We start from the raw sequence: 13025 nt of genomic DNA, 5'->3' as shown, positions 1-13025 counted from the left end.
GCGACAAAATTCTATCGCTCGTCGTCGTTCACGTTGTAAATGGGAATCGTGGTGGAGCCGCTCGCAAGCCGGAGTCCGATGGTCGGCAGGCCCAGGGAAACCGGTCCGGCCCCGCCGGTGCTACCACCATGGCTGGGCAATCCGCAGGACTGCGCCTCCAGGCGGTCCCAGGCATCGCCAGCCCGGGTGGAGCGGATACGCAGCGGCGCACCGTCGGTCGAGTCGGCGATCAGGTGGAACGGCGCTGCCTGGGTCACGGTGACGGTGACCATGTCGCCGGGACGAGGGCGGGCCGAACCCGCTGGTACATCAAAGTGCACGAGGCGGCTATCGGGGGCGCGTCCGCTCAGACGATGGGTATCACTGTCTTTTCGTCCACCGTTAGCGACGAGCAGTTCCACCTCGCGGCCGATCAACGTTTGGTTCTCTTCAAGAGAGATGCGTTCCTGCAGAGCCGCGAGCCGCTCGTAGCGGTCCTGAACGACGGCTTTGGGAACCTGGTCGGGCATGGTCGCAGCCGGGGTACCCGGACGAATCGAATACTGAAAAGTGAACGCCGTAGCGAATCGAGCCAGCTCGACGACCCGCAGGGTCTCCTGAAAGTCTTCTTCGGTTTCGCCGGGGAAGCCGACGATGATGTCGGTGCTGATGGCGGCATTGGGCATCTGGGCGCGCACTCGATCGAGGATCCCAAGGAATTTCGCTCCGCGGTAGGAGCGCCGCATCGATTTGAGGATGCGATCAGATCCCGACTGCAGCGGCATATGCAGCTGCGGCATGACGGCGGGCGTTTCAGCCATGGCGTCGATGACGTCGTCCGTGAACGCTGCGGGGTGCGGGCTGGTAAAGCGGATGCGCTCCAGCCCCTCGATTTTACCGGCCGCGCGCAGTAGCTTGCTAAAAGCAAGACGGTCCCCGAACTCAACCCCGTAGGAGTTGACGTTCTGCCCCAGAAGGGTGACCTCGATAGCGCCGTCGTCGACGAGGGACTGAATTTCGGCGAGAATCTCGCCCGGACGACGGTCTTTCTCCTTGCCACGCAGGGCCGGAACGATGCAGAACGTGCAGGTATTGTTGCAGCCGACCGAAATGGATACCCAACCGCTGTAGCTGGAGTCGCGTTTTGTGGGCAGGGTCGAGGGGAAGGTCTCGAGGGATTCAAGAATTTCGAGCTGGGCCTCGCCGTTGTGGCGCGCTCGTTCAAGCAGGCTGGGAAGAGAACCCATGTTGTGCGTTCCAAAGACAACATCGACCCACGGTGCCTTCTCAAGGATGGTGTTCTTGTCTTTTTGGGCCAGGCAGCCGCCAACGGCAATCTGCATGCCGGCGTGCTTACGTTTGACCGAGGCGAGGTAGCCCAGGTTGCCGTAGAGCTTGTTGTCGGCGTTCTCACGTACCGCACACGTATTGATCACGACGATGTCAGCTTCGCCCCCGTTGGCGGAGACGTAGCCGGCCGCCTCGAGCGAGCCGCTGAGCCGCTCAGAGTCGTGCACGTTCATCTGGCAGCCGAAGGTGCGCACCTCGTAGGTGCGGGCCTGCCCTGAATCGTCGATCGCGGCTGCCGAGGGGGCGATCACGGTGCGGCGGGCTAGTGCGGGGGCGACAATACTCATAATAAGAGTAGTTTACGCGAGCAATGCGGTGTGTGAACCGTGTGCCGGATGGACTTCTGCATTTGTGACGGTGTCAACGGAACCGTACGCGGGAAGCGGCACCGCCGCCGCGGCTGTCCATGGCGGCCTTGATCGCGAGACGTACCGCTGACGAGCTGTAGCCCTTACGCATGAGAAAGCCGGTAAGTCTGCGATCGATAGTCTGGTCGTCGAAGCGTTCCATCTGACCGATGCGCTTGGTGGCGAGCTCGATGGCCCGCTCTGCTTCATCGTCGGGGAGTTCTTCGAGCTTGTCCATCATGACGCTCGGGTCGAGCTTGCGCCGACGCATTTCAGCTTCGACGCCGGTACGTCCTAGACCCTTGCGCACGTTATGGCTGTGGATGATCTGATCGGCGAGTTTGGTCTCGTCGAGGTAGTTCAACTCGATGAACTTCGCGATGATCTCACTCGCTTCGCCCGAGTCGACACCGGTGGCATTCAGCACCAGCAGTGCTTCGACCGTCGACAGCGATCGGCCTCGCAGTCGGTGCAACAGCACTTTTTCGGCACGTTCGCGCTGGTCGAGTGCATCGGCCGAGGAGAAAGAGTCGTCATCATCGGCGCCTGGCGCCATATCGGCGGGAACAGCGCCAGCCGCGATATCGGTCCCAGGCTTGCTGGCCGCTGCCGCTGCCACTGCCGCTGTAAACCGATCGACCTCGGCCGAATCGTCCAATTCGACCTTGGCCGAATCGACCTCGGCCGAATCGACCTCGGCCGGACCGGCCTCGAGGGGTGAGCGACGTTTCATGCCCGGGGCCGCACCATGCAGGTAGGTCACGGGAGCCAATCCGGCGTCTGTGCGTTCTCCTGCGTCATCCTGGGGTTCGAAGCGAACCATTCCTGTGACCTGCCTTTCGGTGTTCGTTTAGTGCGGTGCCTTGCTAGTGCTGCGTTGCCGGGTTATGCGGTCTTGCGAGCGGGCAGAGCCTTCGTAGCGAGCGGGCCACCGGCGAGCAGAGCCGCGGCATCCGCTTCGGCCTTGGCCTTGGTTTCGGCCTCCAGCGCGATCGCGGCAGCGGCCTTTTCGGCGGCCTTGGCTGCGATGCCTTCGGGGCCGATTCCGAGCTTGATCAGAATCTTGCGCTCGATCTCGTTGGCCATATCGGGGTTCTTGAGGAGAAAGTTGCGCGAGTTCTCTTTGCCCTGGCCGAGTTGGTCGCCGTCGTAGGTGTACCAGGCACCGGACTTTTTGACGATGCCCTGGTCAACACCAAAATCGATCAGACTGCCCTCGCGGGAAATACCGATGCCGTAGATGATGTCGAACTCGGCCTGTTTGAAGGGCGGTGCCATCTTGTTTTTGACGACCTTCACCCTGGTGCGGTTACCGATGGCGTCGGTGCCATCTTTCAAGGTTTCAATGCGCCGAATGTCGAGGCGCACCGAGGCATAGAACTTGAGTGCCTTACCGCCCGAGGTGGTCTCGGGGCTGCCGAAGAACACACCGATCTTCTCGCGCAACTGGTTGATGAAGATCATGGTCGTGTTGGTCTGGCTGAGGCCACCGGTGAGCTTGCGGAGAGCCTGCGACATAAGACGGGCCTGCAGTCCCACGTGGGAGTCACCCATCTCGCCCTCAATCTCGGCGCGCGGCACGAGGGCAGCAACGGAGTCAACGACGATCAGGTCGATCGAACCGCTTCGCACGAGCATGTCGGCAATTTCCAGGGCCTGCTCACCGGTGTCGGGCTGGGACACGAGAAGGGCGTCGATGTCGACGCCGAGCTTCTTGGCATATTCCGGGTCGAGGGCGTGCTCGGCGTCGATGAAGGCGGCGATGCCACCATTCTTCTGAGCGTTCGCGATGGCGTGCAGTGTGAGGGTGGTCTTGCCCGAAGACTCCGGGCCGTAGATTTCTACGATGCGCCCGCGCGGCAGTCCCCCAACGCCGAGTGCGACGTCCAGGGCGATCGACCCAGTGGAAATGGTCTCAACGGGGGCGCGATCGTCGCTGCCGAGACGCATGACCGAGCCCTTGCCGAACTGACGGTCGATTTGCGCGAGTGCGGTTTCGAGAGCTTTTTCGCGGTTAGCTTGTGATGCCATGGTCGTTATCTCCTTGGGGTCTGCACTGTCGCCGACTGTGAACGGCGCTGCGGGTGTGCATAGTGGCGCCTATAGGCTGTCGGCGCACCCACCGCGAGAGCTCCGATGCGTGTTTCGACAAGGCAATTGCTGACGTTCTCTGACAAATTCGACTGTACGCCGCACCTCCGACACTGGCCGGGGGCACGATCGAACGGTGCACAATCTGTCAAGAAGTCTGCTGTGGAGGAGTCTATCAAGACCGAACAGACATTCGAGCATTACCGCAAATTCTTTGCGGCGTGTCGAAGTATCGCCCTAACGGGAGAAAGGCTCCACCGCGCTACGGGCGGGGAGCCGGGACGCCGGCGCCGTACCAGCGACTGCGGGGCACGTCGACCTCGGCGCACAGGGCCAGCCAGACATCGCGGGCGGGAACACCGGCCGTGAGGGCTTGATCGGCGGTTCGGCCGCCAAGTGGGTTGAGCACGAGGTCGCGGGTGAGGACACGCCCATAGGCGTCGCCGAACTCTTCTTTCATCGCGGTGCGAAATTCGCTCAGTCGCACAACACTCCTTCAGTCTGCCATCACCTGACAGTCGCTCCCGAAATGAAAACCACCGCCGACAGACAACGTCGGCGGTGGTTTTCGTGATTTTTGTTATAAATCCTGAGGCAGTGCCGGTAGTGGTTACCGCACCATGAAATCGGAATCGAACGTTTTGACGAACTCGTCCGGTACCGTATCGGGGAACTGGTCGATACCCTCGATAACGGCGAGACGGTCACCAACTTCACGCATGATGACCGAGATCGGGGTTTCCAGGGCGTCTGCGACAGAAGCAAGAATCTCCGAAGAGGCCTCTTTCTGTCCGCGTTCTACCTCGCTGAGATAGCCGAGCGCGACGCTGGCTTTGCTTGCGACCTGACGCAGGGTACGCCCCTTTTGCAGGCGGAAGTCCCTGAGCACATCGCCGATTTCCTGACGAACAAGAATCATCGGAACCTCCTTCTTATGCCTAGTCGATTAAGGCCTATAACCATCGGATTGCAGTGCTGGATGTTTAGAATACTGTATCGATCCGACATTTTGACACTACCGAGAATCACTGGGCTTTGCTTGTGAATGTCTTCGATGTAACCAGCCCGTAACAGTAACTATTCCGGGTCACCCTCCGCTATCAGCGCACGCACAGCATCAATCGCCCGACGCACGGTTTCAGCGCGAATCTCGGCCCGATCGCCGTTCAGATGCAGCGGCACGGCCCAGGAACCGGTGCCTTTTGACAGGCCGATGAACACCGTTCCGGCTGGTTGTCCGCCGTCGGGGCCGGGCCCGGCGACACCCGTCGTCGACACGCCGATATCGGCGCGCACGTCGTCCACCGCGAGCAGGGTACGCACGCCACTTGCCATCTGCTTTGCAACGTCGGCGTGCACCGGGCCGTGCACGTTGAGCACACTGCTATCGACCTGGAGCAGGTCGCGCTTCACTGCGCTGTCGTAAGCGACCACTCCCCCACGAACCACTTTGGACGCGCCGGGGATACGAACGAGTTCGGCCACGAGCAACCCTCCGGTGAGTGATTCAGCGACGGCGATCGTGAAATGACGGGCAGTGAGTTCCGCGACCAGGTCGGCCGTCGCATCCGCTGCCGTCGTGTGCACCGCCTCAGGCAAGGTTATGCTTTCGCAGGCGCCAGGCGGAGATCAGATAGTCAACGCCGGAGACCACGGTGAGTACCAGAGCGATGGTCATGGTGGCCGTGTTGACCCAGTGCACCCATTCGCCGAAGACCAGCCAGAACGGCAACAACGCTAACGAGATAGCCACGGACTGGGCAATGGTCTTGAGCTTGCCGCCGCGGCTGGCCGGAATGACCCGGTCGCGCAGCATGACGAGCCGAAACACTGTGATGCCGATTTCGCGCACGAAGATGACGATGGTCACCCACCAGGGCAATTCACCGAGGATCGACAGGCAGACCAACGCACCACCAGTGAGGATCTTGTCGGCGATCGGATCCAGAATCTTACCGAGGTCAGTCACCAGATTGTGTCGCCGGGCGATCATGCCGTCGATGCCGTCGGTAGCGATCGCGATGATGAACAGTACGGCGGCGGCCCAGCGCAGAGCGTCATGGGCACCATCGTCGGCCAGCAGCATCCAGACGAAGACAGGAGCGAGCAGAATGCGCACGACCGTGATCAGGTTGGGCACGTTCCAGTTGCTGGGGCGGGAGACGGATTCGTGCGGTGTTGCCATGGTTCAGTCCCTGCCGGTTAGTTTCCAGGCATCCTCGTCATCTTCGGCGCCATCTACTTCAGGATACCCCTGTGACATTTTCTCTACCGGGTCGTCAGCATAGCGTGGGTCGGGCACTGACTCGGCACGGGATTGCCCGGACTGTGCCTTCAAAGCGTGCTGCTCGTCGTCGGAGCCGCGCAGGCGGGCCAAGACGCTCGGCAACTGTTCAGCATTCACCAGCACGTCACGCGCTTTGGAGCCTTCGGATGGGCCGACAATTTCGCGGGATTCGAGCAGGTCCATCAGACGGCCGGCCTTGGCGAAACCGACTCGCAGCTTGCGCTGCAGCATCGAGGTCGACCCGAACTGGGTCGAGACCACGAGTTCAGCCGCGGCGAGGAGCACCTCGAGGTCGTCGCCGATATCAGAGTCGATTTCTTTGCGCGGGGCGACCATGGAGACGTCGGGCCGGTAGTCCGGCCGGGCCTGCATGGTGACGTGCTTGACAACCTTCTCGATCTCGTCTTCGGTGACCCAGGCGCCCTGCACGCGCACAGCTTTGGAGGCGCCCATCGGCAGGAACAGCGCATCACCCTGGCCGATGAGTTTGTCGGCACCGGGCTGGTCGAGGATGACCCGGGAGTCGGTGACGCTCGTGACCGCGAAGGCCAGCCGCGACGGCACGTTGGCCTTGATCAGCCCGGTGACAACGTCGACGCTGGGTCGCTGAGTGGCGAGTACGAGGTGGATGCCGGAAGCGCGGGCCAGTTGGGTGATACGCACGATGGAGTCTTCAACGTCGCGCGGGGCGACCATCATGAGGTCCGCCAACTCATCGACGACGACCAGCAGGTAGGGGTAGGGCTTGAGCTTTCGCTCACTGCCGACCGGCAGCACGAGCTCGCCGTTGACGACGGCCTTGTTGAAGTCGTCGATGTGGCGAAAGCCGAAGCTCGCAAGGTCGTCGTAACGCATGTCCATCTCTTTCACGACCCACTGCAGCGCTTCCGCCGCTTTCTTCGGGTTGGTGATGATGGGCGTGATGAGGTGCGGCACGCCGGCATAGGCGGCGAGCTCGACCCGTTTCGGGTCGATGAGCACCATGCGCACGTCGCTCGGCTTGGCGCGCATAAGCAGGCTTGTGATCATGGAGTTGACGAAGCTCGACTTGCCGGAGCCGGTCGAACCGGCCACGAGCAGGTGGGGCATCTTCGCGAGGTTGGCGATAACGAAACCGCCGCCGACATCCTTACCGACACCGATGGTCATCGGGTGAGTGGCATTGGTGGCGGTGTTCGACCGCAGTACGTCGCCGAGGGTCACGATCTCACGGTCGGTATTGGGAATCTCGATGCCGATGGCACTCTTGCCGGGAATGGGCGAAAGAATGCGCACCTCGTTGGAGGCGACCGCGTAGGAGAGGTTCTTGCTCAGCGCGGTGACCCGCTCGACCTTGACGCCGGGGCCGAGTTCGATCTCGTACTGGGTGACCGTCGGACCACGGGAGAATCCGGTGACCTTGGCGTCGACCGAGAACTGGCGCAGCACCTCGGTGATCGACTTGACGACGTCATCGTTGGCGGCCGAGCGAGCCTTGGCCGGCGGGCCGGCGGTGAGAGTGGATGCCGCGGGTACGAGATAGGGAATGGCCGGGTGGGGGTCGACGGAAGCGAGCGGCGGGAGGGCAGCGCCCTCGGCATCCACTGCCTGGCTCAATTCCGGGAAGACGTCGTCGAAGCCGGGAAGAACCTCAGTGTGTCCGGCCGGATCGTCGGAGCGCAAACCGGTGGGCGGCCCGGTGCCAAGGTCAACCTCGCCGGTGAACCGCTTGACGGCGAGCTCGGCCTTGCGCAGGTCTTCGAGCACCTCCGTGCCGTAATGGTCGCGTTCGGGCGGCGCGGTGTGGTCGGTGACCTCGGGTTCGATGGCGCTGTCGAAACCACCGCGCGCCTGGTTGCCGCCGAGCAGCACGCTGAGCGGGTCGGCCTCAACCGGGCCAGGTTTGGATTCGGTCGATAATGCGCTGCCGAAGTCGGGGTCTTCCTCGCGTTTGCTGTTGTTGCGGCGCCACCACGGCAGTGCGCCCTCGGACTCGTCGTCGTCGACGCCGTCGAGCTCAACCTGCGCGGTCTTGCCCGGCTTGCCCCCCTTGACCGTCTTCTCGGCCGCTCGATCTTCGTCGTCGGTGAGCTCGGCACCGAACAGCCAGTCGTACAGCTCGCGGGTGCGCTGACCGACCCGGTTCGGCGGGGTTTTGGTGATGATGAACAAGCTCAGCAACAACAGCAGAATAACGACGATCGTGGCACCGATCGATGTGGTCAGCATGATCAGCGGGGCGGCGATCATCCATCCGATGACACCGCCGGCCAGTGCGAGAGCGGGCATACCGTCTTGCGGCTGTGGTTGCACGCCGAAAATGTGACACAGCCCGGAAATAGTCACAAGCAGCAGACTGAGCCCGATGCCGATGCGGCCGTTATCGTGCACGGAACTGGGTTTGCGAAACAGCCAGACCGAAAACAGCAGCAGAATGACCGGCAGGGCGAAGGCTACCCGGCCGAAGAGGCCACCGAAGGTATATGCGTCGAGCTGCTGGGCGACGACATCATTGATGAGGAACCATTCGACGATGGCGCCGGAGATGGCGAGCAGAACGAGAAAGAACGGCAGTCCGTCGCGGCGCTCGTCTTTCGAGAGCTTTTCGGGGCCGAGGGCACGGGCGGCTCCACCCGTGACATGAGCCAGGCCCATCCAGGCGCGTGCACCCACGCTCGGTTTCACGTCGGTGGCGGTGAACTTGACGGTTTTTTGAGCGGCGGTACCGCCGGCTCCACGGGGTGCCGGTTTGCGCGCCGGAGCGCCCTTCGCTGCCGGGGTGCGGGCACGCCCGGTCGACTTAGTGCTCGTAGCCATGAAATAACGCTACCAAGCACCGCCGACATTCGGCCGACCCCACGCCCACGGTCTGCGTGACCGGTAGGTGAAAGCCCGGCAGCGGCATTCGTTCGCTGTCAATAGCGGATGGCGTCGATCACCTTCACCCGTACCGCCACCAGCGCGGGGATCAGCCCGGCCAGGGCGCCGACGACCGTCGCGCACCCCAGTCCGAGGATGGCTGCTTCGACCGGGAACGGTGGAAAATCGGTGACCTGGCCCTGGCTGATGAAGTCCTCGACGAGCGGGCTCGTGACGATGAGCACGGCGACGATCACCCCGACAATTCCGGCGACGACGGTCGCGACGACGCTCTCCATCATGACAGCGAAGAAAACCCGACCGGCGGTCGCCCCGAAACTGCGCCGAATGCCGATCTCGCGAATGCGCTGCTTGAGGGTGACCAGGGCGATATTGACCAGGCCGAGCACTCCGAGCAACAACACCAATCCGGCGATGGCGCCGACGGTGAGCTTGAGCGAGAGATACGGGTCGCCCTCCATATACGCTGCGTAGTCCTGCCGACTCACCTGAACGGATGCCTCACTCCCCAGAGCACCCTGCACGTCACGCTGCAGCGCGGTGACCAACTGCTCGGACACGTCGACCGGCACCCACAGCTCGTAGGACGGCGGTCCGAACTGCAGGTTCGGGTCGGTGACAACCGGCGTGATGGCGGTAAGCGCGTCGGCCAACATGTACATGGCCGGTTCGGTCTCCCACGACAGGGCGGGGTAGACGCCGGTTACAACGGCCGTCGTCGTGCGTTCGCCCACCAGGGTCACGGTCGGGTGGGTGCGCAGGTCGGGTCGGCTGAGGCGGTCCCAGAAGATGGAGTTGACCAGCACGGCTGGCGCGAGCCGGGCCTGATCCGCGTCGGTAAACCAGACGCCCTTCTCGAGGGTGATGCGGTGCATGGTGCCGTAGGGAGGGTCGACCCCGATGGTCTGCACCGGCACTGCTCCGTCGACGAACTGCACCGTCTGGCTGTTGTTGACCACCCGGCTGGCGTAATCGATCTGGTAGCGTTCGAGCGCCGTACGCCAGATCTCGGGCATTTCAGTCGGGGTGGACCCATCATTCATCGACACGAACAGGGAGAGGCTGGCAGCGCGCCCACCGGACCGTTCGCTCGCTTCGACGGTCGCCTGCTGGGCGACCGCGCCGAGACCGACCACGGTCGTGATGGCGCAGACGGCGACGGCAACGCCGATCAGCGACAGCATGACGCGGGTTTTGTGGATGCGCACTTCCTGCCAGGCCTCGATCACGGCGCCGACCAAGTTGCTCGCGACGCGCTTCATGCTGGCACCGTTCCGCGAACCTGCAGCACACCGTGATCAAGTCGGAGGTGCCTGGTGGCACGGGCGGCGATTGCCGGATCGTGCGTGATCGTCACCAGGGCGGCACCGGATTCGGTGGCGACCTGATCGATCAGGTCCATCACGGTTTCACCGGTTTCGAGGTCGAGGGCGCCAGTGGGTTCGTCGGCGAGAATCAGCCGGGGACCGCGCACCAGCGCGCGGGCGATCGCCACGCGCTGCTGCTCACCACCGCTTAGTCGGTCGGGTAGCGCACCGAGCCGGTCGCTGAGGCCGACACGTTCGAGCATCTCGGTGGCGATTCGAGCGCGCTGCCAGAACTGACGACCATCCGCGTACAGCAGCGGAGTCATCACGTTTTCGAGGGCGGTTCGACCCTGCAGCAGGTTGAACTGCTGAAAAATAAAGCCAATTTCGCGGCCCCGCAGCCGATCCCGAACGCCGGAGGACAGCGACCGCACCGAGCGGTCTTCGAACAGCATGGTTCCGCTCGTGGGGTTGTCGAGCAGTCCGAGCAGGTTCAGCAGGGTTGTTTTGCCTGAGCCGGATCGTCCGACGATTGACACCCGGTCGCCGACGTCAACGTCGAGGTCGACACCGGAGAGGATGGTCAGCGGCGGCGCATCGATGAGCTGCACGGTGCGGGTGACACCCTCAAGGTGCAGCAGGGTCATTTGGAGATCCCGCTGCTGGAGATGCTCGGACCGAAGCAGACCGTGCTGCCGTCGGGTTGCAGATCGCAGCCCCCGCCGCCGGGGCTGACCGCGGTGGCACCCGGAACAAACTGGTTGATCAGGTCGCCCTCGGCGAGCCCGTCGATGATCTGTACGTTGGTGCCGTCCGTCATGCCGAGCGTCACCGGCCGCTCTTGGGTGCCACCGTCTGGCATCACGAACCAGACGACGCCGGTCTGGGCGGAGCCCGTGACGGCGGTGGTCGGAACGACGAGAACGTTTTCGGCCAGGCCGGCAGCGATCGTGATCTGGGCGGCCAGACCGGAGAAGACGGTCACTTCGGCCGGAATCGCGCAGGTGACGGTAGTGCCACTCGTGGTCGGCTGGCCGCCGGATGCACCGTCGCCGCCGGTCGCTTCGCCGGCGAGCGGGGTCGTGATGGCCAGGCCGGTGCACGTGAACGGTGCCGGCCCATTCGTGATCGCAACGGATGCCTCGGTCGGCTTGGTCAACAGGCGATACTGCTGCTCGGGGCTGAGCGCTCCGCTCACCGAGAAGCTCGGCGGTGCGACCTGCCCGGTGGCATCCCCCACGGCCACGCTCTGGCCGTGGATCACGGTGAGCGAACTGAGGATTCCAGTAATCGGGGCGAGCACCTTGGTGAAGGTGACCACCGGTTTCGGCTGGGTCATGATGACGTTGCCATCGACATCCGTTGTTTCGACCGGATCCTTGATCGTCTCAACTCGAATGTCGTAGATCTTGTCGTCTTTGTTCACGCTTTGGCCGGCCGCTATGAAAATCTCATCGACCGTGCCGATGGCGGTGGCTTTGACGGCGACTGCCGGATCGGCGCTGACCGTGCCGGGCAGGGTCACGTCGTTGCTGATGGTGCCCAGTCCTACCGGAACCTGGGGTTCGACGATGACCCCGGTCGGTTCGGCGGGGTTGCGCTCAACCTGAGTGTCGGGGTAGAACGCGAGCTTCACGAGGGCCACAGCGATTGCCGCGATGACGATGAGTCGAAGGATTGGAAAGACCCATTTGCGTGCAATGTTCACGACACTCCCCACACAGCCGACCGGACGTGGTCAGGCTCGATGGGCTGAGCCTAGCGTTTCGCGAGCGGATGCGCGCCGGCGACGAGTGCCGCGAGCACGCGAGCACGCGAGCAGCTGCTCATCGGGTGGTGCCGGCGACCTTGGGCAACGATCCGCCGGCGGCCGCGTTGCGGTCCGGGCGGAAGTTGGAAAAGTCGACGCCAGGAATGTCCCGGACCAGCGACAGTTCGTCCTCGATCTGGGCGGCTTCGGAGTCTTCGGGGCCAACCAGGGGCAGTCGCACCCGCGGGCTACCGATGCGGCCGAGGCCGTGCAGGATGTACTTCACCGCGACAGTTCCGGGAACGTGCGTCATGACGGCCCGCACGAGCGGTTCCAGCTGCTGGTGCGCTGCTGTGGCCACCTTCAAGTCGCCCCGGTTGACGGCGTCGACCATGTGCCGGTAGGGGGTGGCCGTGATGTTTCCGGTGACGCCGATGAGGCCGGTGGCGCCGATCGACAGGTGCGCGAGCACGTTGGGGTCATCTCCGGAGAAGTACAGGAGGTCGGTCTGGTTGAGTACCCGACTGACCTGGGCGAAGTCGCCTTTGGCGTCCTTGATGGCGAGAATGTTGGGGTGCTTGGCTGCCCGCAGGATGGTCTCGTAGGCGATCGCGACTCCGGTGCGCCCGGGGATGTCGTAGAGGATGACGGGAAGGTCAGTGGCATCGGCGATCATGCGGAAATGGGTCAGGATGCCCGCCTGGGTGGGCTTGTTGTAGTAGGGGGTGACGATCATGTTGCCGTCGGCGCCGGCCTTCTCGCTCTGGCGGGCCAGCTGCATGGCGTGCGCGGTCTCGTTGGAGCCACCGCCGGTGATGATCTTGGCGCGGCCGTTGGCGACCGACTTGCCCACCTCGACCAGACGGATCTTCTCCGGGTCGGTCAGGGTGCTCGTTTCACCGGTCGTACCAGTAACGACGATGCCGTCGGCGCCGGCGTTGATGACGTCGTCGATGTGCTTCTCCACCCCAGCCCAGTCCACTTCGCCATCAAAGGTAAACGGGGTGACCAGGGCGACCAGCACCTGGCCAAAGGGATTCGTAGAGGTAGACACG

Annotated in this window: 12 protein-coding genes; all 12 read right to left on the bottom strand. The window is 63.4% G+C overall.

Annotated features, from left to right (window positions below; all coding sequences use genetic code 11):
• Window positions 1-11: 11 nt before the first annotated feature.
• Complete coding sequence (gene miaB, locus E3T38_RS13680; protein ID WP_134548690.1) at window positions 12-1616, bottom strand: tRNA (N6-isopentenyl adenosine(37)-C2)-methylthiotransferase MiaB; 1605 nt, start codon at window positions 1614-1616, stop codon at window positions 12-14.
• Window positions 1617-1689: 73 nt separating this feature from the next.
• Window positions 1690-2499, bottom strand: coding sequence for a regulatory protein RecX (locus tag E3T38_RS13675; RefSeq protein ID WP_134548689.1), 810 nt, complete (start codon window positions 2497-2499; stop codon window positions 1690-1692).
• Window positions 2500-2561: 62 nt separating this feature from the next.
• A complete protein-coding gene (gene recA / locus E3T38_RS13670) occupies window positions 2562-3707 on the bottom strand; it encodes a recombinase RecA (protein WP_134548688.1) in 1146 nt (381 codons plus the stop codon).
• A 322-nt stretch (window positions 3708-4029) separates the two neighbouring features.
• Window positions 4030-4254, bottom strand: coding sequence for a DUF3046 domain-containing protein (locus E3T38_RS13665; RefSeq protein WP_104127241.1), 225 nt, complete (start codon window positions 4252-4254; stop codon window positions 4030-4032).
• A gap of 123 nt (window positions 4255-4377) precedes the next feature.
• Window positions 4378-4686, bottom strand: coding sequence for a helix-turn-helix domain-containing protein (locus E3T38_RS13660; RefSeq protein ID WP_104127242.1), 309 nt, complete (start codon window positions 4684-4686; stop codon window positions 4378-4380).
• A 158-nt stretch (window positions 4687-4844) separates the two neighbouring features.
• Window positions 4845-5354, bottom strand: a complete 510-nt coding sequence (locus tag E3T38_RS13655) for a CinA family protein (protein ID WP_134548687.1) — start codon at window positions 5352-5354, stop codon at window positions 4845-4847.
• A 4-nt stretch (window positions 5355-5358) separates the two neighbouring features.
• On the bottom strand, window positions 5359-5952 hold the full coding sequence (pgsA, locus tag E3T38_RS13650; protein WP_134548686.1) for a CDP-diacylglycerol--glycerol-3-phosphate 3-phosphatidyltransferase: 594 nt from the start codon (window positions 5950-5952) through the stop codon (window positions 5359-5361).
• Window positions 5953-5955: 3 nt separating this feature from the next.
• Window positions 5956-8850, bottom strand: a complete 2895-nt coding sequence (locus E3T38_RS13645; protein ID WP_134548685.1) for a DNA translocase FtsK — start codon at window positions 8848-8850, stop codon at window positions 5956-5958.
• Between the two features lie 98 nt (window positions 8851-8948).
• Complete coding sequence (locus tag E3T38_RS13640) at window positions 8949-10175, bottom strand: ABC transporter permease (RefSeq protein ID WP_134548684.1); 1227 nt, start codon at window positions 10173-10175, stop codon at window positions 8949-8951.
• Complete coding sequence (locus E3T38_RS13635) at window positions 10172-10867, bottom strand: ABC transporter ATP-binding protein (protein ID WP_134548683.1); 696 nt, start codon at window positions 10865-10867, stop codon at window positions 10172-10174. The genes E3T38_RS13640 and E3T38_RS13635 overlap by 4 nt, the downstream gene beginning before the upstream one ends.
• Window positions 10864-11928, bottom strand: a complete 1065-nt coding sequence (locus E3T38_RS13630; RefSeq protein ID WP_174775247.1) for an efflux RND transporter periplasmic adaptor subunit — start codon at window positions 11926-11928, stop codon at window positions 10864-10866. The genes E3T38_RS13635 and E3T38_RS13630 overlap by 4 nt, the downstream gene beginning before the upstream one ends.
• Before the next feature lie 118 nt (window positions 11929-12046).
• Window positions 12047-13024 (bottom strand): 4-hydroxy-tetrahydrodipicolinate synthase, encoded by a 978-nt coding sequence (gene dapA, locus E3T38_RS13625; protein ID WP_104197150.1) that lies wholly within the window; start codon window positions 13022-13024, stop codon window positions 12047-12049.
• Window position 13025 lies beyond the last annotated feature (1 nt).

It is taken from the genome of Cryobacterium sp. Hb1 (genome assembly GCF_004403585.1).
Taxonomy (GTDB): domain Bacteria; phylum Actinomycetota; class Actinomycetes; order Actinomycetales; family Microbacteriaceae; genus Cryobacterium; species Cryobacterium lyxosi.
The sequence above is the reverse complement of the archived record's forward strand: the minus strand, read 5'-3'. Positions and strand labels throughout refer to the sequence as shown.

Excerpts from the sequence above, each read along its gene's own strand:
- miaB (WP_134548690.1), bottom strand. The coding sequence starts at position 1,616 with ATGAGTATTGTCGCCCCCGCACTAGCCCGCCGCACCGTGATCGCCCCC.
- E3T38_RS13675 (WP_134548689.1), bottom strand. The coding sequence starts at position 2,499 with ATGGTTCGCTTCGAACCCCAGGATGACGCAGGAGAACGCACAGACGCC.
- recA (WP_134548688.1), bottom strand. The coding sequence starts at position 3,707 with ATGGCATCACAAGCTAACCGCGAAAAAGCTCTCGAAACCGCACTCGCG.
- E3T38_RS13660 (WP_104127242.1), bottom strand. The coding sequence starts at position 4,686 with ATGATTCTTGTTCGTCAGGAAATCGGCGATGTGCTCAGGGACTTCCGC.
- pgsA (WP_134548686.1), bottom strand. The coding sequence starts at position 5,952 with ATGGCAACACCGCACGAATCCGTCTCCCGCCCCAGCAACTGGAACGTG.
- E3T38_RS13645 (WP_134548685.1), bottom strand. The coding sequence starts at position 8,850 with ATGGCTACGAGCACTAAGTCGACCGGGCGTGCCCGCACCCCGGCAGCG.
- E3T38_RS13640 (WP_134548684.1), bottom strand. The coding sequence starts at position 10,175 with ATGAAGCGCGTCGCGAGCAACTTGGTCGGCGCCGTGATCGAGGCCTGG.
- E3T38_RS13635 (WP_134548683.1), bottom strand. The coding sequence starts at position 10,867 with ATGACCCTGCTGCACCTTGAGGGTGTCACCCGCACCGTGCAGCTCATC.